This window comes from Amycolatopsis sp. CA-128772, from assembly GCF_002904295.1.
In the GTDB taxonomy this organism is placed as follows: domain Bacteria; phylum Actinomycetota; class Actinomycetes; order Mycobacteriales; family Pseudonocardiaceae; genus Amycolatopsis.
Genome location: NZ_PPHG01000026.1, coordinates 22,344 through 47,473 on the forward strand (window position 1 = coordinate 22,344; position 25,130 = coordinate 47,473).

General features: G+C 76.0%; 1 protein-coding gene. It reads left to right on the plus strand.

Going from position 1 to position 25,130, the window contains the following annotated elements; translation table 11 throughout:
* Positions 1-4: 4 nt before the first annotated feature.
* Complete coding sequence (locus C2L59_RS48830) at positions 5-25,096, plus strand: type I polyketide synthase (RefSeq protein ID WP_103349562.1); 25,092 nt, start codon at positions 5-7, stop codon at positions 25,094-25,096.
* Positions 25,097-25,130: the final 34 nt, after the last annotated feature.

Genomic DNA, 25,130 nt, shown 5'->3' on the forward strand with positions numbered 1-25,130 from the left:
ACACATGTCCACCCCGAGCGACCGGGTCGTCGAAGCACTCCGTGCCGCGATGAAGGAGTCCGAGCGGCTCAAGCGGCAGAACCAGGAGCTGCGGGCCGCCGCCACGGAACCGATCGCCATCGTGGCGATGGGCTGCCGGTTCCCCGGCGGCGTCCGCGGCCCCGAAGCGCTGTGGCGGTTCCTCGAGGACGGCGGGGACGCGATCGGGCCGTTCCCGGCCGACCGCGGCTGGGACGTCGAGGCGGTCACCGGCGCACGAGTCGACGAGCGGGGCATGGGGGTCAGCCAGGCCGGCGGGTTCCTCGACGGCGTCACCGACTTCGACGCGGCGTTCTTCGGGATCTCGCCGCGCGAGGCGGTGTCCCTGGACCCGCAGCAGCGGCTGCTGCTGGAGGTGTCCTGGGAGGCGATCGAGCGGGCCGGCCTCGACCCGAAGCGGTTGCGCGGCAGCCGGACCGGGGTGTTCGCCGGGACGAACGGGCAGGACTACGCCTACCTGATGGTGCGCTCGCTCGCCGACGCGGACGGCTCGGTCGGCACCGGCATCGCGGCGAGCGCGCTGTCCGGCCGGGTGGCCTACACGCTCGGGCTCGAAGGCCCGGTCGTCACGGTGGACACGGCGTGCTCGTCGTCGCTGGTCGCGGTGCACCTGGCCGCGCAGGCCCTGCGCGCGGGGGAGTGCACCCTCGCGCTGGCCGCGGGCGTGAACGTGATGTCGACGCCCGGATCGCTGCTGGAGTTCAGCCGCCAGGGCGGGCTTTCCGCCGACGGCCGCTGCAAGGCGTTCTCCGACGCGGCCGACGGCACCGGCTGGTCCGAAGGCGTCGGCGTGCTGGTGCTGGAAAAGCTCTCGGACGCGCAGCGCAACGGGCACGAGGTGCTCGCCGTGGTCCGCGGCACCGCGGTCAACTCCGACGGCGCGTCCAACGGCTTCACCGCACCCAACGGGCCTTCGCAGCAACGCGTGATCCGGGCCGCGCTCGCCGCGTCCGGACTGTCCGCTTCGGACGTCGATGTCGTCGAGGCGCACGGCACCGGCACGAAGCTCGGGGACCCGATCGAAGCGCAGGCGCTGCTGGCCACCTACGGCCAGGACCGGGAGACGCCCCTGCTGCTGGGGTCGGTCAAGTCCAACATCGGGCACACCCAGGCCGCCGCGGGCGTCGCCGGGATCATCAAGGTGGTCGAGGCGATCCGGCACGGCGTCGTGCCGCGGACCCTGCACGCCGATCCGCCGTCGTCCCATGTGGACTGGACCGCCGGTGCGGTCCGGCTCGCCACCGAGAACCAGCCGTGGCCCGCGGTGGACCGCCCGCGCCGGGCCGGGGTCTCGTCGTTCGGGGTCAGCGGCACCAACGCCCACGTCCTCGTCGAGCAGGCGCCCGCCGCCCCGGTCACCACGACCGAGCGGCTCGAGGTTCCCGCGCCGTGGCTGCTGTCCGGGCGCACCCCGGCCGCGTTGCGCGCCCAAGCCGCCCGGATCGCCGGCGTCGAGGCCGATGCCCTCGATGTCGCGTTCTCCCTCGCCACCACCCGGTCGGCCTTCGAAGAGCGGCTGAGCGTGCTCGGCCCGGATCCGCGCGCGCAGCTGAGCACCTGGCTGGCCGAGGAGGACGCGCCCGGCGTCGTCACCGGTTCGGTCGAGCGGCCGCCCGCGCTGGCCTACGTCTTCACCGGCCAGGGCGCGCAGTGGCTGGGCATGGGCCGGGCGCTCGCCGCGCGGTTCCCCGTCTTCGCCGGCGCGCTCGCCGCGTCGCTGGACCGGCTCGACCCGGGCGTCCGGGCGGCGCTGCAGGGGACCGACGCCGCCGCGCTCGACCGGACCGGGTACGCGCAACCCGCGTTGTTCGCGATCGAGGTCGCGCTGTTCCGGCTCCTGGAGTCGTGGGGGATCCGGCCCGACTTCGTCGCCGGGCACTCGGTCGGCGAGCTCGCCGCCGCGCACGTCTCCGGCGTGCTGTCGCTGGACGACGCCTGCGTGCTGGTCGGCGCGCGGGCCCGGCTGATGCAGGCGCTGCCCGCCGGTGGCGCGATGGTCGCCGTCCGGGCGAGCGAGGAGGACGTCCGGCCGTACCTGGGCGACGACGTCGCCATCGCCGCGGTGAACGGGCCGCGCTCGGTCGTGCTGTCCGGCGCCGAGGACGCGGTGCTGGCCGCCGCCGCGCACTTCGAGCGGCCGCGGCGGCTTGCGGTGTCGCACGCGTTCCACTCGCCGTTGATGGACCCGGTGCTGGCGGACTTCCGGCAGGTCGTGGCCGGGCTGACGTTCGCCGAGCCGGTGCTGCCGTTCATCGCCGCCGGGGACGTCACCACGGCCGGGTACTGGGTGAGCCACGTCCGGGAACCGGTCCGGTTCGCCGACTCCGTGGCGCGGCTCGCCGATGCCGGTGTTTCGGTGATCGCCGAACTCGGCCCGGACGCCGCGCTCACGCCGCTGATCCCGGACGTCACCGCTGTTCCGCTGGCGCGCCGGAACTCCGACGAACTCGCGGTGCTCACCGAAGCGCTGGCCCGGCTGCACACCGCCGGGGTGCGCGTCGACTGGACGACGTTCTACGCCGGCACCGGCGCCCGCACGGTCCTGCTGCCGACGTACCCGTTCCAGAGCGAGCGGTTCTGGCCGTCCACTGTGGACCTGGCGGCCGACGCGGCCGGGCTGGGGCTCGACCCGGTCGAGCACCCGCTGCTCGGCGCGTCGCTCGCCCCCGCGGGGTCCGACGGCCTGCTGCTGACCGGCCGCATCTCCGCGCGCACCCACCCGTGGCTCACCGGCGGGGTGTTCCCCGGCACCGGGTTCGTCGAACTCGCTCTGCGCGCCGGGCTCGACCTCGGCTGCGACCTGGTCGAGGAGCTCACCCTCGGCGCCCCGCTGGAGCTGGCCGCCGACGAGGCCGCCGACCTGCAGCTCACCGTCGGCGAGCCGGACGCGACCGGCCGCCGCCGGCTCGACATCCACACCCGCACCGGAGACCGCTGGATCCGCCGCGCCGAGGGCACCCTCGCCACCGGCGCGCACCACGAGGACTTCACGGGCTCGGACATCGAGGTCGCGTTCGGGGACGACGAAGCCGAGACCGCCCGCTTCGGGCTGCACCCGCGCCTCCTCGCGGATGTCATCGAGGCCGCGGGGATCACCGGGTACCCCACCCGGTGGACGCGGGTTTCGCTGCACGCCACGGGAGCGGCTCGCGTCCGCGTCCGGGCCGGTGCCGACGGGTCCCTGGCCCTTGCCGACCCCGCGGGCCTGCCGGTGGCGTCGATCGGCTCGGTGCGCGCGGACGCCGTGACCACCGAGTCCGAAGTGGACTCGCTGTACGAGCCGCGCTGGGTGCCGGTCGTGCTGCCGTCGTCGGCCGCCACCGACGTCACCCTGGTCCGCCTGACCCACGACGGCGGCCCCCTCGACGGCCTCAGCGCGCTGACCACCCGCGCCCTCGAACTGGCGCAGGACTGGCTGGCCGATGACCGCCGGGACACTTCGCGCCTGGCCTTCGTGACCGAAGCCGGCGACCTCGCCGCGGCGGCGGTGTGGGGCCTGATCCGCACCGCCCAGGCGGAAAACCCGGGCCGGTTCGTCCTGGTCGACGCCGACGCGGAGACCACCGACGCGACCATCGCCCGCGCCCTCGCACTCGACGAACCCCAGCTGCAGCTGCGTGGCACCACCGCCCGCGCGGCCCGCCTCGCCCGCGTGGACCCGTCACTTTCACGTGAAAGTGGCGCCTGGGACCCGGACGGAACCGTCCTGATCACCGGCGGCACCGGGGGACTCGGGGGCGAGCTGGCCCGGCACCTCGTGCGCGAGCACGGTGTCCGGCACTTGCTGCTGCTCAGCCGCCGGGGCCCGGACGCGCCGGGAGCGCGGGAACTACAGGAGGAACTCGGCGCCGAGATCCGCGCCTGCGACGTCGCCGACCGCGCCGACCTGGCCGCCGCGCTCGCCACGATCCCGGCCGACCGCCCGCTGACCGCGGTGATTCACGCGGCCGGGGTGCTCGACGACGGCGTCTTCACCGCCCTCACGCCCGAGCGGCTCGCCCCGGTACTGGCCGCCAAGGCCGCGGCCGCGTGGCACCTGCACGAGCTGACCCACGACCTCGGCGCGTTCGTGCTGTTCTCCTCGGTCGCCGGGACCATGGGCGGTGCCGGCCAGGCGAGCTACGCCGCCGCCAACAGCTTCCTCGACGCCCTCGCCGCGCACCGCCGCGCCGCCGGCCTGCCCGCCCACGCCCTGGCCTGGGGTTCGTGGACGGTCGGCATGGCCGGCTCGCTCGCCGAAGCCGACCGCGCGCGGATGGCCCGCTCGGGCATGCCGCCGCTGGAAACCGACCAGGGCCTGGCGCTGTTCGACACCGCACTGACCCTGCCGCGGGCGCAGCTGGTGCCGGTCGCCGTCGACCTCGCCGCCCTGCGCCTGCTGGAGGAGCTGCCGCCGATCCTGCGCGGCCTCGCCGGCGGCATCCGCCGCTCGGCCGCCACGACGTCCGGAGCGGCCGCCGACCTCGCCGGGCAGCTGCGCGCCCTGAGCGACGAGGAGCGGCTCGCGAAGGTGACCGACCTCGTCCGCGGCCGCGCCGCGACCGTGCTCGGCCACGCCGGCCCGGCCGCCGTCGGCGCCGAAAAGTCCTTCGCCGACCTGGGTTTCGACTCGCTGACCGCGGTGGAACTGCGCAACCGCCTGGCCGCGCGCACCGGCCTGCGCCTGCCCGCGACGCTGGTGTTCGACCACCCGACCCCGCTCGCGGTGGCCCGGCTGGTGCTGGCCGAGCTGTTCGGCGCCGCCGGCCCGGCCACCGCGGTGACCGCCGGACGCCGGGACGACGACCCGATCGTCGTGGTCGGCGTCGCCTGCCGGTTCCCCGGCGGGGTCACGAGCCCCGAAGACCTCTGGGACCTGGTCGCCGAGGGCCGCAGCGGGGTGTCCGGTTTCCCCGCCGACCGCGGCTGGGACGCGGCCGCGCTCGCCGCGTCCGACACCCACGCGGGCGGCTTCCTCCACGACGCCGCCGAATTCGACGCGGGCTTCTTCGGCATCTCGCCGCGGGAAGCCGTCGCGATGGACCCGCAGCAGCGCCAGCTGCTCGAAGTGTCCTGGGAAGCCCTGGAACGCGCGGGGCTGGACGCCACCGGCCTGCGCGGCTCCCGCACCGGCGTGTTCGTCGGCACCAACGGCCAGACCTACTCCGACCTGTTCCTCACCGCCGACGTCGAGCTGCGCGGGCAGACCGGCACCGGCATCGCGGGCAGCGTCGTGTCCGGCCGCCTGTCCTACGTGCTGGGGCTGGAAGGCCCGGCGATGACGATCGACACGGCGTGCTCGTCCTCGCTGGTGGCGATGCACCTCGCGGCGCAGTCGCTGCGGGCGGGGGAGTGCGACCTCGCGCTCGCCGGCGGCGTGACCGTGATGGCGACGCCGGGCGGGTTCGTCGGATTCAGCGGGCAGAACGGCCTCGCCCCGGACGGGAACTGCAAGGCGTTCTCCGACGACGCCGACGGCACCGGCTGGTCCGAAGGGGTCGGCGTCCTGGTCCTGGCGCGGCAGTCCGAAGCGATCCTCGCCGGGCACGAAATCCTCGCCGTCCTGCGCGGTTCCGCGGTCAACTCCGACGGTGCCTCCAACGGGCTCACCGCGCCGAACGGGCCGTCGCAGCAGCGGGTGATCCGGGCCGCGCTGGCCGACGCCGGTCTGTCCACCAGGGACGTCGACGTCGTGGAAGCCCACGGCACCGGGACCACGCTGGGCGACCCGATCGAAGCCCAGGCCCTGCTGGCCACCTACGGTCAGGACCGGGAAACCCCGCTGCTGCTGGGTTCGGTGAAGTCGAACATCGGGCACACGCAGGCCGCCGCGGGCGTCGCCGGGGTGATCAAGGTGATCGAGGCGATGCGGCACGGGATCGTGCCGAAGTCGCTGCACGTCGGCACGCCGTCGTCCCACGTGGACTGGGCGGCCGGTGCGGTCGAGGTGGTTTCCGAAGCCGTCGAGTGGCCCGCCGCGGAGCGCGCCCGCCGGGCGGGGGTGTCGTCGTTCGGCATCAGCGGCACCAACGCCCACGTCATCCTCGAAGCCCCGCAACCGCGGCCGGCGCCGTCGCCGCGGCCGGCGGTCCCGGTCGTGCCGTGGGTCGTCTCCGCCCGGACCGAGAACGCCCTCACCGCCCAGATCGACCGGCTCACCGGGGCCGGGCTCGACCCGCTCGACGCCGGGTACTCCCTGGTCACCACCCGCGCGAGCCTGCCGCACCGCGCGGTGCTCCTGGCCACCCCGGACGGCGTCCGCGAAGTCGCCCGGGGCACCGCGGACGCGCTCTCGATCGGGTTCCTGTTCACCGGCCAGGGTTCCCAGCGGCTCGGCATGGGTCGCGAGCTCTACGCCGCTTCAAAGCCGTTCGCCGACGCGTTCGACGCCGTCCTGCCCCACCTGGACCCCGGCCTGCGCGAAGTCGTGTGGGGCGACGACCCGGGCCTGCTCGCCGAAACCGGCTGGGCGCAACCCGCGCTGTTCGCACTGGAAGTCGCCCTCGCCCGGCTGGCCGAGGCGCACGGCGTCCGGCCCGCGCAGGTGGCCGGGCACTCCGTCGGCGAGATCGCCGCCGCCCACATCGCCGGCGTCCTGACCCTCGAAGACGCCTGCACGCTGGTGACCGCCCGCGGCCGCCTGATGCAGGCCCTGCCGCGCGGCGGCGCGATGGTCGCCGTCGAAGCGTCCGAAGAGGACGTCCGCGCCCGGCTGACCGACGGGGCCGGCATCGCCGCGGTCAACGGCCCCCGCGCGGTGGTGCTGTCCGGCACCGAAGACGCCGTGCTGCGGGTGGCCGCGCAGTTCGAGAAGACCAAGCGGCTCAAGGTGAGCCACGCCTTCCACTCGGCGCTGATGGACCCGATGCTCGACGCCTTCCGCGCGGTCGTCTCCGGGCTGGCGTTCGCGCCGCCGCGGATCCCGGTCGTCACGACCGGCGACGTCACCGACCCGGAGCACTGGGTCCGGCACGTCCGCGACACCGTCCGCTTCGCCGACGTCCTGGCGGCGCTCGATGTCACGGCGTTCGTCGAAATCGGCCCGGACGGTGTTCTCGCGGCGATGGTCGACGAGCCCGGCGCGCTCGTGACGCCGTTGCTGCGCAAGGACCGTCCGGAACCCGACGCCGTCCTCACCGGGCTGGCCCGGCTGCACGTCGCCGGCGCCGACGTCGACTGGACCCCGTGGTTGCCCGGTGGCCGCCGGATCACCCTGCCCACCTACGCCTTCCAGCGGCAGCACTACTGGCCGCGGATCGTGCCGGGCCGCGGCGCCGTCGAGCGCCTCGGGCTGACACCGGCCGGGCACCCGCTGCTGGACTTCGCCGTCGACCTCGCCGACTCCGGCGGTGTCGTGCTGTCGGGGCTGCTGTCGGCGCAGGCGCAGCCGTGGCTGGCCGACCACGTCGTCGGCGGGCACGTGCTGTTCCCCGGCACCGGGTTCCTCGACCTCGCCGTCCGCGCGGCGGACCAGGTCGGCTGCTCGGCCGTGCAGAGCCTCTCGATCGCCGCGCCGCTGTGGCTGCGCCCGGACGAGCCGGTGCTGCTGCAGATCGCCGTCGGCGGCCCCGACGACGCCGGCCGCCGGGAGCTGTCGATCTCCTCCCGCGGCACCGATCCGCACGCCGAGTGGGTGCAGCACGCGGCCGGGTTCGCCGCGGTCGGTGAGCACCCGCCCGTCACGCTGGACGAGTGGCCGCCGGCCGGCGCCACCGCCCTCGATGTGTCCACTGTGTACAGTGAGCTGGCCGCGACCGGCCTGGTCTACGGACCGGCCTTCCGGGGCCTGACCCGCGCCTGGCTGGACGGCGACACCCTCTTCGCCGAGGCCGAGCTGCCCGGCGAAGCCGACGGCGACTACGGCCTGCACCCGGCCCTGTTCGACGCGGCCCTGCACGCGCTGCGGCGGCTGGACGCGATCGCGGGCGGCCTGCCGTTCGCGTGGTCCGGGGTGTCCCTGCACGCCTCGGGCGCGACCCGCATCCGCGCCCGGATCACCCCGGTGGACCGCGAGTCGGTGGCGATCGCCGTCACCGACGAGACCGGTCAGCCGGTCCTCACCGTCCAGTCGCTGCAACTGCGCGAAGCGGCCCAGCGCGACGCGGACGACGACGCCCTCTTCCAGCCGGCGTGGGTGCCGGCCGCGCTGGCCAAGGACGCCCCCGCGGGCACCTGGGCCCTCCTCGGCGACGACCCGCTGCTGGTGCCGGTCGCCCGCCCGTGCGCCACCCTCGACGAGGCACTGGCCCTCGAACCGGACGTGCTCCTGGTGCCCCTCGGCGCCGGGCACGACGACCTGCTCACCGCCGTCCGGGAGGTCACCGCCACCGCGCTGAGCGTGCTGCAGAACGCCGACGAACGCGCCCGCCGGGTCGTCTTCGTGACCCGCGGCGCCGTCGCCGCCGACCCCGGAGACCGGATCGCCGATCCCGCCGCCGCGGCGGCCTGGGGCCTGGTCCGGTCCGCGCAGTCCGAGCAGCCCGGCCGGTTCGTGCTCGTCGACCTCGAGGCCGGTGCCCCGCTGCCCGGCACCGGGTTCGTCGTCTCGGGCGAACCGCAGTTCGCCGTGCGCGGCGAAAGCGTGCGCGTCGCCCGGCTCGGCCGCCTGGCCGGCAACGGCGACCTCCGGCCACCCGCGGGTCCGGCGTGGCGGCTCACCGCCGGCCCCGCGGGAATCGACGACCTGGGCGCCGAAGCCTGCCCGGCGGTCCTGGACGACCCGCCCGCCGGGCACGTCCGGGTCCGGCTCGAAGCGGCCGGGCTCAACTTCCGCGACGTCCTGTCCGTGCTCGGCATGTACCCGGGCCAGCTCGGCGACCTGGGCGCCGAGGGCGCCGGCGTGATCGAAGCGACCGGCCCGGGCGTCGAGGAGTCCCGCGTCGGCGAGCGCGTCTTCGGCATGCTGCCCGGCTCGTTCGGCACCCACAGCGTCGCCGACCCCCGCTACCTCGCCCCGGTGCCCGCCGGGTGGTCCGCGCGCACCGCCGCGTCCGTCCCGCTGGTGTTCCTGACCGCCTACTACGCGCTGGTCGACCTCGCCGGGCTCAAGCCCGGGCAGAAGATCCTGATCCACGCGGGCGCCGGCGGCGTCGGCATGGCCGCCATCCAGCTCGCCCACCACCTCGGCGCCGAGGTCTTCGCGACGGCCGGCGCGGGCAAGCAGCACGTCCTGCGCGAACTCGGCGTCGCCGACGACCACATCGCCTCCTCCCGCTCGCTGGAGTTCGAAGCCGACTTCCGCCGCGTCACCGGCGGCGCGGGCGTTGACGTCGTGCTCAACGCCCTGGCCGGCGAGTTCGCCGACGCCTCGCTGAACCTGCTCGCCGACGGCGGCCGGTTCCTCGAGATGGGCAAGACCGACATCCGCGACGCCGCCGCGCTGCCGCGGATCCGCTACCGCGCGTTCGACCTCGGCGAGGCCGGCCCCGACCGCACCGCCGAACTGCTCGGCGAGCTGCTGCGCCTGTTCGCCCGCGGGGTGCTCACGCCGCTGCCGATCCGCAGCTGGGACCTGCGCCAGGCCCCGGCCGCCTTCCGGCACATGAGCCGGGCGAAGCACGTCGGCAAGATCGTGCTGACCCTGCCGCCGCGCTGGGAGCCCGACGGCACCGTGCTCATCACCGGCGGCACCGGTGGCCTGGGCCGCGAGCTGGCCCGGCACTTCGTGCGCGTCCACGGCGTCCGGCACCTGGTGCTCACCAGCCGCCGCGGGGCCGCCGCTCCCGGCGCGGCCGAACTGCGCGACGAGCTGGGCGCCGGCGTCACCATCGAAACCTGCGACGCCGCCGACCGCGACCAGCTCGCCGCCGTGCTCGCCCGGATCCCGGCCGCGCACCCGCTGCGGGCCGTCGTGCACACCGCGGGCGTCCTCGACGACGGCGTGGTCGCCTCCCTGGACCCGGCGCGGCTGGACACCGTGCTGCGGCCCAAGGCCGACGCCGTCGTCCACCTCGACGAGCTGACCCGCGACCTCGACCTGTCGGCGTTCATCGTCTTCTCCTCGGTCGCCGGCACGGTCGGCTCGGCCGGGCAGGGCAACTACGCCGCGGCCAACGCCTTCCTCGACGCCTTCGCCCAGCGCCGCCACGCCGAAGGACGGGCCACCCTGTCGCTGGCGTGGGGCGGCTGGGAGACCGGCATGGTCGGCACGCTCTCCGCCGCCGACCGCGAGCGGATGGCCCGCGGTGGCGTGCCGCCGCTGACCGTCGAGCAGGGCCTGCGCCTGTTCGACCGCGCGACCCGCTCGCCGAGCGCCGTCGTCGTGCCGATGCGGGTCGACCTGACGGCCATGCGGGCCCAGGGCGAGCTGCCGTGGCTGCTGCGCCCGGTCGCCCGCCCGGGCCGCCGCCGCGCGGGCGGCGACGCCGAGCACGTGCGCGGCTCGCTGCGCGAGCAGCTGGCCGGGATGCGCCCGGCCGAGCAGCTGCGCCTGCTGGCCGGCCAGGTCGCCACCGAGGTCGGCACCGTCCTCGGCCACGCGCCCGACGACGTCGAAACCACGCGGGAGTTCCGCGAACTCGGCTTCGACTCGCTGACCGCGGTGGAGTTCCGCAACCGGCTCGCCGCGGTGACCGGCCTGCGGCTGCCCTCGACGCTGGTGTTCGACTACCCGACCCCGGGCGCGGTCGCGGAGTTCCTGCGCGGCGAGCTCGTCGGCTCGGCCACCCCCGGCACCGCCGTCGCGACCGCCGGGCCGGTGTCCGGCGACCCGGTCGTGGTCGTCGGCATGGCGTGCCGGTTCCCCGGCGGCGTCACGGGTCCCGGCGAGCTGTGGGACCTGGTCGCCGCGGGCGGCGACGCCGTCTCCGGCTTCCCGGCCGACCGCGGCTGGGACACCGCCGCCCTCGCGGCCAGCGACACCCAGGCGGGCGGCTTCCTCCACGACGCCGCGGAGTTCGACGCCGCGTTCTTCGGGATCTCGCCGCGCGAAGCGGTCGCGATGGACCCGCAGCAGCGGCTGCTCCTGGAGGTGTCCTGGGAGGCGTTCGAGCGCGCCGGCCTGGACGCGACGCGCCTGCGCGGCTCCCGGACCGGCGTGTTCGTCGGCACCAACGGCCAGACCTACTCCGACCTGCTCATGACGACCGACGCCGACCTGCGCGGGCAGACCGGGACCGGCCTGGCCGCGAGCGTCGCCTCCGGCCGCCTGTCCTACGTGCTCGGCCTCGAAGGCCCGGCGATGACGATCGACACCGCGTGCTCGTCGTCGCTGGTCGCCCTGCACCTGGCCGCGCAGTCGCTGCGCGCGGGGGAGTGCGATCTCGCCCTGGCCGGCGGGGTCACCGTGATGGCCACCCCGGGTGGGTTCATCGGCTTCAGCGGCCAGAGCGGTCTCGCCCCCGACGGCCGGTGCAAGGCGTTCTCCGACGCCGCCGACGGCACCGGCTGGTCCGAAGGCGCCGGTCTCCTGGTCGTCGAGCGGCAGTCCGACGCGCTGCGCCACGGGCACCGGATCCTCGCCGTGGTCCGCGGGTCCGCGGTCAACCAGGACGGCGCTTCGAACGGCCTCACCGCGCCCAACGGCCCGTCCCAGCAGCGGGTCATCCGCGCCGCGCTGGCCAACGCCGGTCTGTCCGCTTCGGACGTAGACGTCGTCGAAGCGCATGGCACCGGGACCACCCTGGGCGACCCGATCGAAGCGCAAGCCCTGCTGGCGACCTACGGCCAGAACCGGGTGAAGCCGCTGCTGCTGGGCTCGATCAAGTCCAACATCGGCCACACGCAGGCCGCGGCCGGCGTCGCCGGGATGATCAAGGTGATCGAGGCGATGCGGCACGGGATCGTGCCGAAGTCGCTGCACGTCGGCACGCCGTCGTCCCACGTGGACTGGGAAGCCGGCGCGGTCGAGGTCGTCGCCGAGGCCGTGGCCTGGCCGTCGGTGGACCGGGTCCGGCGCGCGGGTGTTTCGTCGTTCGGGATCAGCGGCACCAACGCCCACGTCATCCTCGAAGCCCCCGAACCACGACCGGAAGCGCCGCGTGACGAGACGGCCGCCATCCCGGTGCCGCTCGTGGTTTCCGGCCGGACCGCCGACGCGCTGCGGGACCAGGCCGCCCGGCTGGCCGCGCAGCTGGAGACGGCCGGCGAGCTGCTCGACGTCGCGTTCGCCGCGGCCACCACCCGCGCGAGCTTCGCCCACCGCGCCGCCGTCGTCGCCACCGAACCCGCGGCGGCGATCCGCGAGCTGCGGGCGCTGACCGGGCCGGCCGAGACTCCCCGCCCGCCCGTGGCGGCGTTCCTGTTCACCGGACAGGGCGCGCAGCGGCTCGGCATGGGCCGCGAACTGGCCGGGGCGTACCCGGTCTTCGCCGACGCCCTCGACGAAGTGCTCGCCTTCTTCGACCCCGGCCTGCGGGACGTCATCTGGGGCTCGGACGCCGAAGCCCTGGCGCAGACCGGGACCGCGCAGCCCGCGCTGTTCGCGATGGAGGTCGCCCTGGCGCGGCTGCTGGCGTCGTGGGACGTGCGGCCGGACTTCGTCGCCGGCCACTCCGTCGGCGAGATCGCGGCCGCCCACGTCGCCGGGGTGCTGTCACTGGCCGACGCGTGCACGCTCGTGTCCGCCCGGGGCCGCTTGATGCAGGCGCTGCCCGCCGGGGGCGCGATGGTCGCCGTCGAAGCGTCCGAAGAGGACGTCCGCCCGCTGCTGACCGGTGAGGTCCACCTGGCGGCGGTGAACGGGCCGCGCTCGGTCGTGCTCTCCGGTGCCGAGGACGCCGTGCTGGCGGTGGCGGCCGGGTTCGGGAAGACCAAGCGGCTCCCCGTCAGCCACGCGTTCCACTCGCACCTCATGGATCCGATGCTCGACGAGTTCCGCCGGGTCGTCACCGGCCTGGCCTTCGCCGAGCCGGAAATCCCGCTCGTCACCGCCGGGGACGTCACCGACCCGGAGTACTGGGTCGGGCACGTCCGCGGCACCGTCCGGTTCGCCGACGCGGTCGCCGGGCTCGCCGGGCGCGGCGTGACGGCGTTCGTCGAGGTCGGGCCGGACGCCGTGCTCAGCGGCCTGGTCGACGTCCCGGGCGCGGCCGTCGTCCCGGTGCTGCGCCGCGACCGCGGCGACCGCGCCGCCGTGGCCACCGCGGTGGCCGCCCTGTACACGGCCGGTGCCCGGATCGACTGGGCGGCCTGGTTCGCCGGCACCGGCGCCCGCCGCACCGACCTGCCCACCTACGCCTTCCAGCGCCGCCGCTACTGGCCGGAACCCGCGGTGCGCACCGCCGCGGACGACTCCTTCTGGTCGGTGGTGGAGAACGGCGACCTCACGTCGCTGGCGGCGGACCTGCAGGTCGACGCCCCGGCCCTGGAGTCAGTCGTCCCGGCCCTGTCGGCCCTGCGGGCCCGCCGGCAGCGGCAGTCCGTTGTGGACGGCTGGCGCTACCGCGTGGAATGGCGCCCCTTGCCCACACCGACCGCGACGGCGGCCGACCGGCTGGTCCTCGTCCCGCCCACGGACGACCCGTGGGTCCGCGAGGTCGCGGACGCGCTGGGCACCTCGCTGACCGTGTCCACTGTGGACCGGGCAGAGCTGGCCGAGCTGCTGCGCTCGCGGGTCGCCCCGACCGTCGTCTCGCTGCTCGGGCTCGAGGGGACCACCGCGCTCATCCAGGCGCTGGACGACCTCGGCGCCGACACCGCGCTGTGGTGCGTCACCCGCGGCGCGGTGTCCACCGGCCCGGCCGACCCGGTCACCGCACCGGCCCAGGCCGCGCTCTGGGGCCTCGGCCGCGTGGCCGCGCTGGAGTACCCGCGCCGCTGGGGCGGCCTGGCCGACCTTCCGGCCGACCTCGACGCCCGGCTCCTCGGCCGCTTCGCCGGGGCCCTCGACGGCGACGACGACCAGATCGCCGTCCGCGCCTCGGGTGTCCACGGCCGCCGTCTCGTCCCGGCGACCGCCGCGGCCACGCCGTGGCGGCCGCGCGGCACGGTCCTCGTCACCGGCGGCACCGGCGCACTCGGCCGCCACGTCACGACGTGGCTCCTGGAGCAAGGTGCCGAGCGGGTCGTGCTGGCCGGCCGGTCCGGCGGCGAGCCCGGTCCGGACGAGCGCGTGGTCGTTGCCCGCTGCGATGTCGCGGATCGTGCGCAGCTCACGGACCTCCTCGAAGCCCACCGGCCCGACGCCGTGGTGCACGCGGCCGGGGTGCTCGACGACTGCGTCCTCGGCAGCCTCACCCCGGACCGCTTCGACGCCGTGTTCCGCGCGAAGGTCGACTCCGCGCTGCTGCTCGACGAATTGACCGGCGACCTCGACGCGTTCATCCTGTTCTCTTCGGTGGCCGGCGCCGTCGGCAACCCGGGCCAGGCCAACTACGCCGCCGCCAACGCGGTGCTCGACGCGCTCGCCGAAGCCCGCCGCGCCCGCGGGCAGGCCGCGACGTCGATCGCCTGGGGCGCCTGGGCCGGGGACGGCATGGCCGCCGGGCTCGGCGGTGGCCTGGAGCCCGGCCTCGCCGTCACCGTGCTCGCCGACGCGGGCGGCCCGGCCGCGCAGCTCGTCGTCGCCGACATCCAGAACGCCGACGTCCTGCGGTCGCTGCTGAGCATCCGCCGCAGCCCGCTGCTGGCCGGCCTGCCGGTCGTGCGCCGGGTGCTGGCCGAACTCGAGACCGCTCCCGCGGCGGGCGGGGCGCTCGCGACCCGCCTGCTCGCGACCCCCGCGGCCGAACGCGCGAGCGTGCTGCTGGACCTGGTCCGCGAGCACGTCGCCACGGTGCTCGGGCACGCGGGCACCGCGGAAATCGGGGCCACCCGGGCGTTTTCGGACCTCGGGTTCGACTCGCTCACCGCGATCGAGCTGCGCAACCGGCTCGACGCCGCGACCGGGCTGCGCCTGCCCGCGACCCTGGTGTTCGACCACCCGAACCCCGTGGCCCTGGCCGGGTTCCTGCTCGCCGAGGTCCTCGGCGGCGATGTCCTCGGTGTCCCGGTGACCGCCGTGGCGGGCCCGGCGAACGCGACCGACGACCCGATCGTCGTGGTCGGCATGAGCTGCCGCTTCCCCGGCGGCGTCCGCACGCCCGAAGACCTGTGGACGCTGCTGTCGGAAGGCCGCGACGCGATCACGGGGTTCCCCGCCGACCGCGGCTGGGACCTGTCCGAGCTGGGCGGCGAGGGCCGCGGCAGCAGCTACGTCGACCGCGGCGGCTTCCTGCCCGACGCCGCCGACTTCGACCCGGAGTTCTTCGGCATCTCCCCGCGCGAAGCCCTCGCGATGGACCCGCAGCAGCGCGTGCTCCTGGAGACGTCGTGGGAGGCCGTGGAGCGCAGCGGCATCGACCCCACCGGCCTGCGCGGCAGCCGGACCGGCGTCTTCGTCGGCACGAACGGCCAGGACTACGCCGGGGTGATCGTCCGCTCCGCCACCGACGTCGAGGCCCACGCGGGCACCGGCGTCGCGGCGAGCGTCGTGTCCGGGCGGCTGTCCTACGTGCTCGGCCTCGAAGGCCCGGCGATGACGGTCGACACCGCGTGCTCCTCGTCGCTGGTCGCCCTGCACCTCGCGGCGCAGGCCCTGCGGGCGGGGGAGTGCGACCTCGCGCTGGCCGGCGGCGTCACGGTGATGGCCACCCCGGTCAGCTTCGTCGGCTTCAGCCGCCAGAACGGCCTCGCGCCGGACGGGCTGTGCAAGGCGTACTCCGACTCCGCCGACGGCACGAGCTGGTCCGAAGGCGCCGGCGTGCTCGTCGTCGAGCGGCTGTCCGACGCGCGCCGCCACGGCCACGACGTCCTCGCGGTCGTCGCGGGCTCGGCCGTCAACTCCGACGGCGCGTCCAACGGCCTCACCGCGCCGAACGGCCCGTCCCAGCAGCGGGTGATCCGGCAGGCACTGGCGAGCGCCGGGCTGCGGCCGTCCGAAGTGGACGTCGTCGAAGGCCACGGCACCGGCACGACCCTCGGCGACCCGATCGAGGCACAAGCCCTGCTGGCCGCCTACGGCCAAGACCGGTCCGCGCCCCTGCTGCTGGGCTCGGTGAAGTCCAACCTCGGGCACACCCAGGCCGCGGCGGGCGTCGCCGGGGTCATCAAGGTGATCCTGGCCCTGCAGCGCGACCGCCTTCCGGCGTCCCTGCACGTGACCGCGCCTTCGACGCACGTCGACTGGAGCTCGGGGGCGGTCGAACTGCTCACCGAGGCCGTCGACTGGCGGGAGAACGGGCACCCGCGCCGGGCCGGCGTCTCGTCGTTCGGGCTGTCGGGCACCAACGCGCACGTGATCATCGAGCAGGCCCCGGCGTTCACTCCGGCTCCGCCGCGGCGCGAAGCCACGCCGCGGGTGGTGCCGTGGCCCGTCTCCGGCCGCTCCGAAGCCGCCCTGGAAGCCCAGCTCGCCGCCCTGCCCCGCGACCTCGACCCGGTCGACGCCGGGTTCTCGCTCGCCACCACGCGCTCGGCGTTCGAACACCGCGCCGTGCTCGTCGATGGCTCCCCGGTGGCTCGCGGGGTCGCGCGGGAACGGTCGGTGGCGTTCCTGTTCACCGGCCAGGGGTCGCAGCGGCTCGGCATGGGCCGCGGGCTCTACGAGCGATTCGGCGTGTTCGCCGACGCCTTCGACGCGGTCTGCGCGCACCTCGACCCGGTCCTGCCGCGTCCGCTGCGGGACGTCGTCTTCGGCGACGACCCCGCCCTGCTCGACGAGACGGGCTGGGCCCAGCCCGCGCTCTTCGCCCTGGAAGTCGCGCTGTTCCGGCTGGTGCGCTCGTGGGGCGTGCGGCCCGCGTTCGTCGCCGGGCACTCCGTCGGCGAGATCGCCGCGGCCCACGCCGCCGGGGTGCTGTCGCTGGCCGACGCGTGCACGCTCGTCGCGGCCCGCGCCCGGCTCATGCAGGCGCTGCCGTCCGGCGGGGCGATGGTCGCCGTGCGCGCCACCGAAGCCGAGGTCCGGCCGCTGCTGTCCGACGACGTCTCGCTCGCCGCGGTCAACGGGCCGTCGTCGGTCGTGCTGTCCGGAACCGAGGACGCCGTCCTGGCCGCGGCCGCGGGCTTCGAGCAGACCAAGCGGCTCACCGTGTCCCACGCGTTCCACTCGGCGGCGATGGACCCCATGCTCGACGACTTCCGCGCGGTCGTCGCGGGGTTGACGTTCAGCGAGCCGGAAATGCCGGTCGCCGGCGACTTCACCTCGCCCGAGTACTGGGTGCGGCAGGTCCGCGACACCGTCCGGTTCGCCGACACGACCGCCCGGCTGCGCGAAGCCGGCGTCACGGCGTTCGCCGAGCTGGGCCCGGACGCGGTGCTCACCGCGCTCGTCGACGGCGAAGTCCTCGCCCCGCTGCTGCGCGCCGGCCGCGACGAAGAAACCACCGCCGTCACCGCGCTGGCCACGCTGCACGTCCACGGCGTGCCCGTCGGCTGGGCGGCGCTGTTCGACGGCACCGGCGCCCGGCGCGTCCCGCTGCCGACCTACGCGTTCCAGCGGCGGCGGTACTGGCCGCGGCTGGTCCCGGGGGCGCACCAGCTGGGCATCACCGCGGCCGGGCACCCGCTGCTCGGCGCGGTCACGGAGGTGGCGGGCTCCGGCGAGGTCGTCTTCTCCGGCCGGCTTTCGGCGGCGTGGGCCGACGAGCACGTGATCGGCGGCCAGGTCCTGTTCCCCGGCGCCGGGTTCCTCGAACTGGTGGTGCGGGCCGGCGACCACGTCGGCTGCGGCCGGGTGGAGGACTTCACCGTGGCGGCGCCGCTGGTGCTCTCGGGCGCGCCGCTCGTCCAGGTCGTCGCCGGCGCCCCGGACGCGGACGGCCGCCGCGAGGTCCGCGTGTCCTCGCACACCGGCGGCGAGTGGGTCCGGCACGGCACCGGCGTCCTGGCCCCCGCCGGCTTGGTGACCGGTCACCAGCGCCCCAATGTGGCGTTCGGTGCGTCAGACGCAACCAACGCCACATTGGGGCGCCGGGGGGAGTGGCCGCCCGCCGGAGCGTCCGAAGTCGACTTGACCGGGTTCTACGACACCTTCGCCGAGGCGGGGTTCGCCTACGGGCCGCAGTTCCGCGGCCTGCGCCGGGTGTGGCTGCGCGACGGCGAGGTCTTCGCCGAAGCCGAGCTGCCGGGCGAGGACCACGAGGACTACGGCCTGCACCCGGCCCTGCTGGACTCGGTGCTGCACGCGATCTCTTTCGCTGAATCAGTGCCGGGCGGGCTCCCGTTCTCGTGGGCGGGCGCGGAACTGCACGCGACGGGCGCGAGCCGGGTCCGGGCGCGGATCACCCGCGCCGGCGACGACTCCGTGACCCTGGACCTGGCCGACGAAACCGGCGCGCCGGTGCTGTCGGTCGACGCGCTGACCCTGCGTGCGGCGACCCCGGTCGAGTCCGGTCCGGAGTCGTTGTTCCGCCTCGACTGGGTCCCGTTGCCCGGCGGTACCCCGGAGGGAAACTGGGCCGTACTGGGTTCCCGGCTCGCGGACCTGGGCACGGAGTACCCGGACCTCCCCACGGCGCTCGCCGCCGAGCCGGACGTCCTGCTGGTCCCGGTGCACGGCGGCACCGACGTCCTCGCCGGCACGCACCGCCTCACCGCCGACGTCCTCACCATCCTCCAGACGGCCACCGAGACCCGGATCGTTTTCGTCACCGAAGACGCCGTCGCCGGGGAAGACCTCGCCGCGGCCGCCGTCTGGGGCCTCGTCCGCTCCGCCCAGACCGAGAACCCCGGCCGGTTCGTGCTCGCCGACGTCGACGACGCCTCCCTGGCCGGGCTGCCCGCCGCCGTCGCCACCGGGGAACCGCAGCTGCTCCTGCGCGACGGCGCCGCCCGCGCCGCCCGCCTCGGCAAAGCGGCACTTTCACATGAAAGCGCCGCCTGGAACCCGGACGGGACCGTGCTGATCACCGGCGGCACCGGTGGGCTCGGGCGGGTGTTCGCCCGGCACCTGGCCGCCGAGTACGGCGTCAAGCACGTCCTGCTCGCCAGCCGCCGGGGCGGGGACGCCGAGGGGATCGTCGAGCTGGTCGCCGAACTCGCCGCGCACGGCACCGAAGTCACCGTCGCCGCCTGCGACCTCGCCGACCGCGCCGCCGCCGCCGACCTCCTCGGCGCCATCCCCGCCGACCGGCCGCTGACCGCCGTCCTCCACGCGGCCGGCGTCCTCGACGACGGTGTCATCGGCTCCCTCGACGCCGGCCGGCTCGACACCGTGCTGCGCCCGAAGGCCGACGCGGCGTGGAACCTGCACGAGCTCGCCGGGGACGTCGCCGCGTTCGTCCTGTTCTCCTCGGTCGCCGGCACCATCGGCTCGCCCGGCCAGGGCAACTACGCCGCCGCCAACGCGTTCCTCGACGCGCTCGCCGTCCACCGGCACGCCCGCGGCCTCGCCGCGACGTCGCTGGCCTGGGGCGCCTGGGAGACCGGCATGACCGGCACGCTCACCGACGCCGACCGCGAGCGGATGACCCGCGCGGGCATGCCGCCGCTGCCGGTCGAGCAGGGCTGCGCGCTCTTCGACCGGGCCGTCGCGCTCGCCGAGCCGGTGCTCGTGCCGGTGCTGCTGGACCTGCCGCGCGTCCGCGGCCTGGCCGAGCCGCCGTGGCTGCTGCGCCCGGTCGGCCGCACGAGCCGCCGCGGCGCGGGCCGGGCCACCCCGGCCGCGAACGCCCTGCGCGACCGGCTGGCCGGCCTGCGCGAGAGTGAACAACACAAGGCGCTGGTGGAGGTCATCCGCACCCAGGTCGCCGCGGTGCTCGGCTTCGACGCCGCGGGCGTCGACGTCGAACGCGAGTTCCGCGGCCTCGGCTTCGACTCCCTCACCGCGGTCGAATTCCGCAACCAGCTCGCCACCGCGACCGGCCTGCGCCTGCCGGCCACGCTCGTGTTCGACCACCCGACCCCGGTCGTGCTGGCCCGCTTCCTGCGCGGCGAACTGGCCGGCGAGGATGTCCCGGTCGCGCGCACCACGGTCAAGGCCCCGGTGTCCGACGACCCGATCGCCATCGTGTCGATGGCCTGCCGCTACCCGGGCGGGGTCACCTCCCCGGAAGGGCTGTGGCAGCTGGTCCTCGACGGCGGCGACGGCGTCGGCCCGTTCCCGGCCGACCGCGGCTGGGACCTCGCCGGGTTGTTCGGCGCCGACCGCGGCCGCTCCTACACCCGCGAAGGCGGGTTCCTCGGCGAGGCCGGGATGTTCGACCCCGGCCTGTTCGGGATCTCGCCGCGCGAAGCCCTCGCGATGGACCCGCAGCAGCGCCTGCTGCTGGAGACGTCGTGGGAGGTCGCCGAACGCGCCGGTATCGACCCGCTCTCGCTGCGTGGCAGCAAGACGGGCGTGTTCGCCGGCGTGATGTACCACGACTACGGCCAGGGCGTGCAGTTCCCGGAGGAGGCGCTCGGCTTCCTCGGCATCGGCACGGCGGGCAGCGTCATGTCGGGCCGCGTCGCCTACGCGCTCGGCCTGGAAGGCCCGGCGGTCACCGTCGACACCGCGTGTTCGTCGTCGCTGGTGGCCATGCACTGGGCGGCCCAGGCGCTGCGGGCCGGCGACTGCGACCTCGCCATCGCCGGTGGCGTCACGGTCATGGCGACCCCGGGCGCCTTCGTCGACTTCTCGGCCCAGGGCGGCTTGGCCGCCGACGGCCGGTGCAAGTCGTTCTCCGACTCCGCCGACGGCGTCGGCTGGGCCGAAGGCGTCGGGGTCGTCCTGCTGGAACGGCTTTCCGACGCCCGCCGTCACGGCCACGAAGTGCTCGCCGTGGTCCGCGGCTCCGCGGTCAACTCCGACGGCGCGTCCAACGGGCTCACCGCGCCCAACGGGCCGTCGCAGCAGCGGGTGATCCGCCAGGCGCTGGCCGTCGCCGGGCTGACGACGTCCGAAGTGGACGTCGTCGAGGGGCACGGCACCGGCACCCCGCTCGGGGACCCGATCGAAGCGCAGAGCCTCCTGGCCACCTACGGCCGCGGCCGCGAAACGCCGCTGCTGCTGGGTTCGGTGAAGGCCAACATCGGCCACACCCAGGCCGCCGCGGGTGTCGCCGGCGTGATCAAGATGGTGCAGGCCATGCGGCACGGCGTCGTCCCGAAGTCGCGGTATTCCGGTGAACCCTCGTCCCACGTGGACTGGAGCGAGGGCGCGGTCGACCTGGTCACCGCCAACACCGCGTGGCCGGGGACCGGCCGCGTCCGCCGTTCGGCGGTGTCGTCGTTCGGGATCAGCGGCACCAACGCCCACGTCATCCTCGAACAGCCGGCCGAACCGCCCGCGCCCCGGCCCGGCGCGCCGGAAACCGGTCCGGTGCCGGTCGTGGTTTCCGGCCGCACCCCCGCGGCCCTGCGCGCCCAGGCCGCCCGCCTGGCCGACCACCTGGAGGAGACGGGCTCGCCGGTGCCCGACCTGGCGCACGCGGCCGCGACGAGCCGGGCGGCCTTCCCGCACCGCGCCGCGGTCGTCGGCGGCGAGCCCGCCGAGATCGTCGCCGGCCTGCGGGCCGTCGCCGCCGGCGAGGCGGCCGTGCAGGGGGAGGCCCGCGTCGCGCCGCCGGTCGCGTTCCTCTTCTCCGGCCAAGGGGCCCAGCGCGTCCACATGGGACGCGGTCTCGCCGCCGCGCACCCGGTGTTCGCGGCCGCGTTCGACGAGGTCCTGGCCCTGCTCGACCCGGAAGTGCGCGCCGCGCTCGACGACGAAGAGCGGATCGACCGCACGGAGTTCGCGCAGCCCGCGCTGTTCGCCTTCGAGGTCGCGCTGTTCCGGCTGCTGGAGTCGTGGGGCGTGCACCCCGACTTCGTCACCGGGCACTCGGTCGGCGAGATCGCCGCCGCCCACGTGGCCGGGGTGCTGTCCCTGCCGGACGCGTGCGCGCTGGTCTCTGCGCGGGCCCGGCTGATGGGCGCCCTGCCGGCCGGCGGGGTCATGGTCGCGGTGCGGGCGTCCGAAGAGGACGTTCTGCCGTTCCTCGGCGAGGGCGTCGACGTGGCCGCGGTGAACGGTCCCGGCTCGGTCGTCCTGTCGGGACGCGAGGAAGCCGTGGCCGCGGTCGCGGCCAAGTTCGCCAAGCAGCGGCGCCTGCGCGTCTCCCACGCTTTCCACTCCGTGCTGATGGAACCGGTGCTGGCCGAGTTCGGCGAGGTCGTCGCGAAGCTGGCGTTCGCCGAGCCGCGGCTGCCGGTCGTGTCCGCCGGCGATGTCACGTCGCCGGCGTACTGGGTCGGCCAGATCCGCGACACCGTCCGGTTCGGTGACGCGGTCGGACGGCTCACCGCCGCCGGCGTGGCGGTGTTCGCCGAGCTCGGCCCGGACGCCACGCTCACCGCGGTCGTCGACGAGCCGGCCGCGCACGTGATCCCGGTGCAGCGCAAGGACCGCGACGAAGCCACCGCCGTGGCCGAGGCGCTCGCCCGGCTGCACGTCGCCGGGGTCGCCGTCGACTGGGCCGCCCGCTTCCCGGGCGCCCGGCGCGTCGCGCTGCCGACCTACGCCTTCCGGCACGAGTGGTTCTGGCCGCGGCCCGCCACCGGCGGCGACGCCACCGGCCTCGGCCTCGCCCCGGCCGGGCACCCGCTGCTCGGCGCGACCCTCGCCCTGGCCGATTCGCCGGGCGTGGTGCTCACCGGCCGGCTGTCCGCGGCCACCCAGCCGTGGCTGCGCGACCACGTCGTCGGCGGCGCCATCCTGTTCCCCGGCGCCGCGTTCCTCGAACTGGCGGTCCGCGCGGCCGACGAGGCCGGCTGCGCGGCGGTCGAGGAGCTGACCCTGGCCGTGCCGCTGGTCCTCGACCCGGACGGCGCCGTCGTCCTGCAGCTGGCCGTGGGCGAGCCGGACGGAAGCGGCCGCCGCGAGCTGACGATCTCGTCGCGCTCGGGCGACGACTGGGTCCGGCACGCGACCGGCACCCTCGGCCCGCGCGCGGTCCCGGCCGCGCCGCTGCCCGAGGCGTGGCCGCCCGCCGGGGCGGTCGAAGCGGACCTCACGGGCTTCTACGCCCAGGCTGCCGACGCCGGGTTCGGCTACGGGCCCGCGTTCCGGGGCCTGCAACGCGTCTGGCGCTCCGGCGCCGAGGTCGGTGCCGAGCTGGCCCTGCCCGACGGCGTCGAAGCCGGGCGGTTCGGGCTGCACCCGGCGTTGCTCGACGCGGCCCTGCAGGCCATCGGCTTCGGCGAGGGCGCCCCGGCCGGGTTGCCGTTCGCGTGGACCGGCGTCACCCTGCACGCCTCCGGCGCGAGCCGGGCCCGCGCCCGGATCACCCCCGCGGGCGGGGGCTCGGTGACCTTGGCGCTGGCCGACGACGCCGGGAACCCGGTCCTCACGGCGACCGGCGTCACCCTTCGCGCGGCCGAGGCGCCCGCCGAGGCCGACCCGCTGTTCGAGCTGCGCTGGACGCCGGTTCCGGTCCCCGAGCCGGGATCCGAGACGTGGGCGGCCGTCGGGGACGAGCTCGCCGCCGCCCTCGGCTGCGCCGCCCACCCGGACTTCGCGACCGCGCTGGCGTCGGGCGCCGACGTCCTGGCCATCCCGGTCACCGGCGGCCCCGATGCGGCAGCTTCGGCCCACGCGCTCAGCGCGCAGGTGCTGGAGTACCTGCAGAGCCCGGCGCGGCGGCTGGTGTTCGTCACCCGCGGGGCCGTCGGCGGCGACGACGTCGCCGCGGCCGCCGTCTGGGGCCTGGTGCGCTCGGCCCAGTCCGAGGAACCCGGCCGGTTCGTCCTGCTGGACGCCGACGAACCCGACGGCGCCACCTTCCGGGCCGCCCTGGCCACCGGCGAACCGCAGCTCCTCCTCCGCGACGGCACGGTGAGCGTCGCCCGCCTCGCCCGAGCGGAGGTTTCCCCGGAAACCCCGGCGTGGGACCCCGGGGGGACGGTGCTCATCACCGGCGGGACCGGCGGGCTGGGGCGGGTGTTCGCCCGGCACCTGGTGGCCCGTGGGGCGCGGAAGCTGCTGCTGCTCAGCCGGCGCGGGCCGGCCGCCGAAGGGGTCGACGAGCTGGTCGCCGAGCTGGCCGGCGCGGACGTCCGGATCGAGGCCTGCGACGTCGGCGACCGGGCCGCGCTCGCCGCCGTGCTCGCCGAGGTGCCCGACCTGACCGCGGTCGTGCACACCGCCGGGGTCGTCGACGACGGCGTGCTCGCGTCGCAGTCGGCGAAGCGGCTGGAGACGGTGTTCGGGCCGAAGCTCGACGCGGCGTGGCACCTGCACGAGCTCGCCGGCGACGTCGCCGCGTTCGTGCTGTTCTCCTCCGTCGCCGGCACCATCGGCACCCCCGGCCAGGCCAACTACGCGGCCGCGAACGCCTTCCTCGACGCCCTCGCCGAGCACCGGCGCGCGCGGGGACTGGCCGGGCTGTCGCTGGCCTGGGGCGCCTGGGACACCGGGATGACCGGCGACCTCACCGACGCCGACCGCGACCGGATGGTCCGCGGCGGGATGCCCCCGCTCGACGCCGGCCGGGGCACGGCGCTGTTCGACCGCGCGGTGGCCGGCGACACCGCGCACCTCGTTCCGGTCCGCGTCGACCTGCCGGCCCTGCGCACCCGCGGCGAACTGCCGTGGCTGCTGCGCCCGGTCGGCCGGCCCGGACGGCGCAGCGCGGCCGCCAGGGCGGACCGGGCCGCCGCGGGCGACCTGCGGGGCCGGCTGGCCGGGATGCGGGAGAGCGAGCAGGAGCGGACGCTGCTTTCCCTGGTCCGCAGCCAGGTCTCGGCCGTGCTCGGGCACCCGGCCGAGCAGGTCGGGGCCGGGCTGGAGTTCCGCGAGCTGGGTTTCGACTCGCTGACCGCGGTCGAGTTCCGCAACCGGCTCGCCGCGGCGACCGGCCTCACCCTGTCGGCGACGCTGGTCTTCGACTACCCGACCCCGGCCGGGCTCGCCGGGCACCTGCGGGCGGAACTGGCCCCGGCGCCGGCCGCCGCGACCTCGCTGCCGGCCGAGCTCGACCGGCTCGAAGAGCTGTTCGCCGCGAGCACGGCGGGCGAGTTCGCGGAAGCGGACGTCGCGGCGCGCCTGCGCCGGCTCCTGGCGAAGCTGCCGGACGCCGAGCCCGCCGGCGAAGACGTCTCCGAGCGGCTCGACGCGGCCAGCACGGACGAGGTGTTCGCCTTCATCGACCACGAACTGGGCCGGCTCGGCGACGGGCCCGGACTCGAGCAGGAGAGCTGAGGCCGTCATGACCGAGGACAAGAAGCTCGTCGAG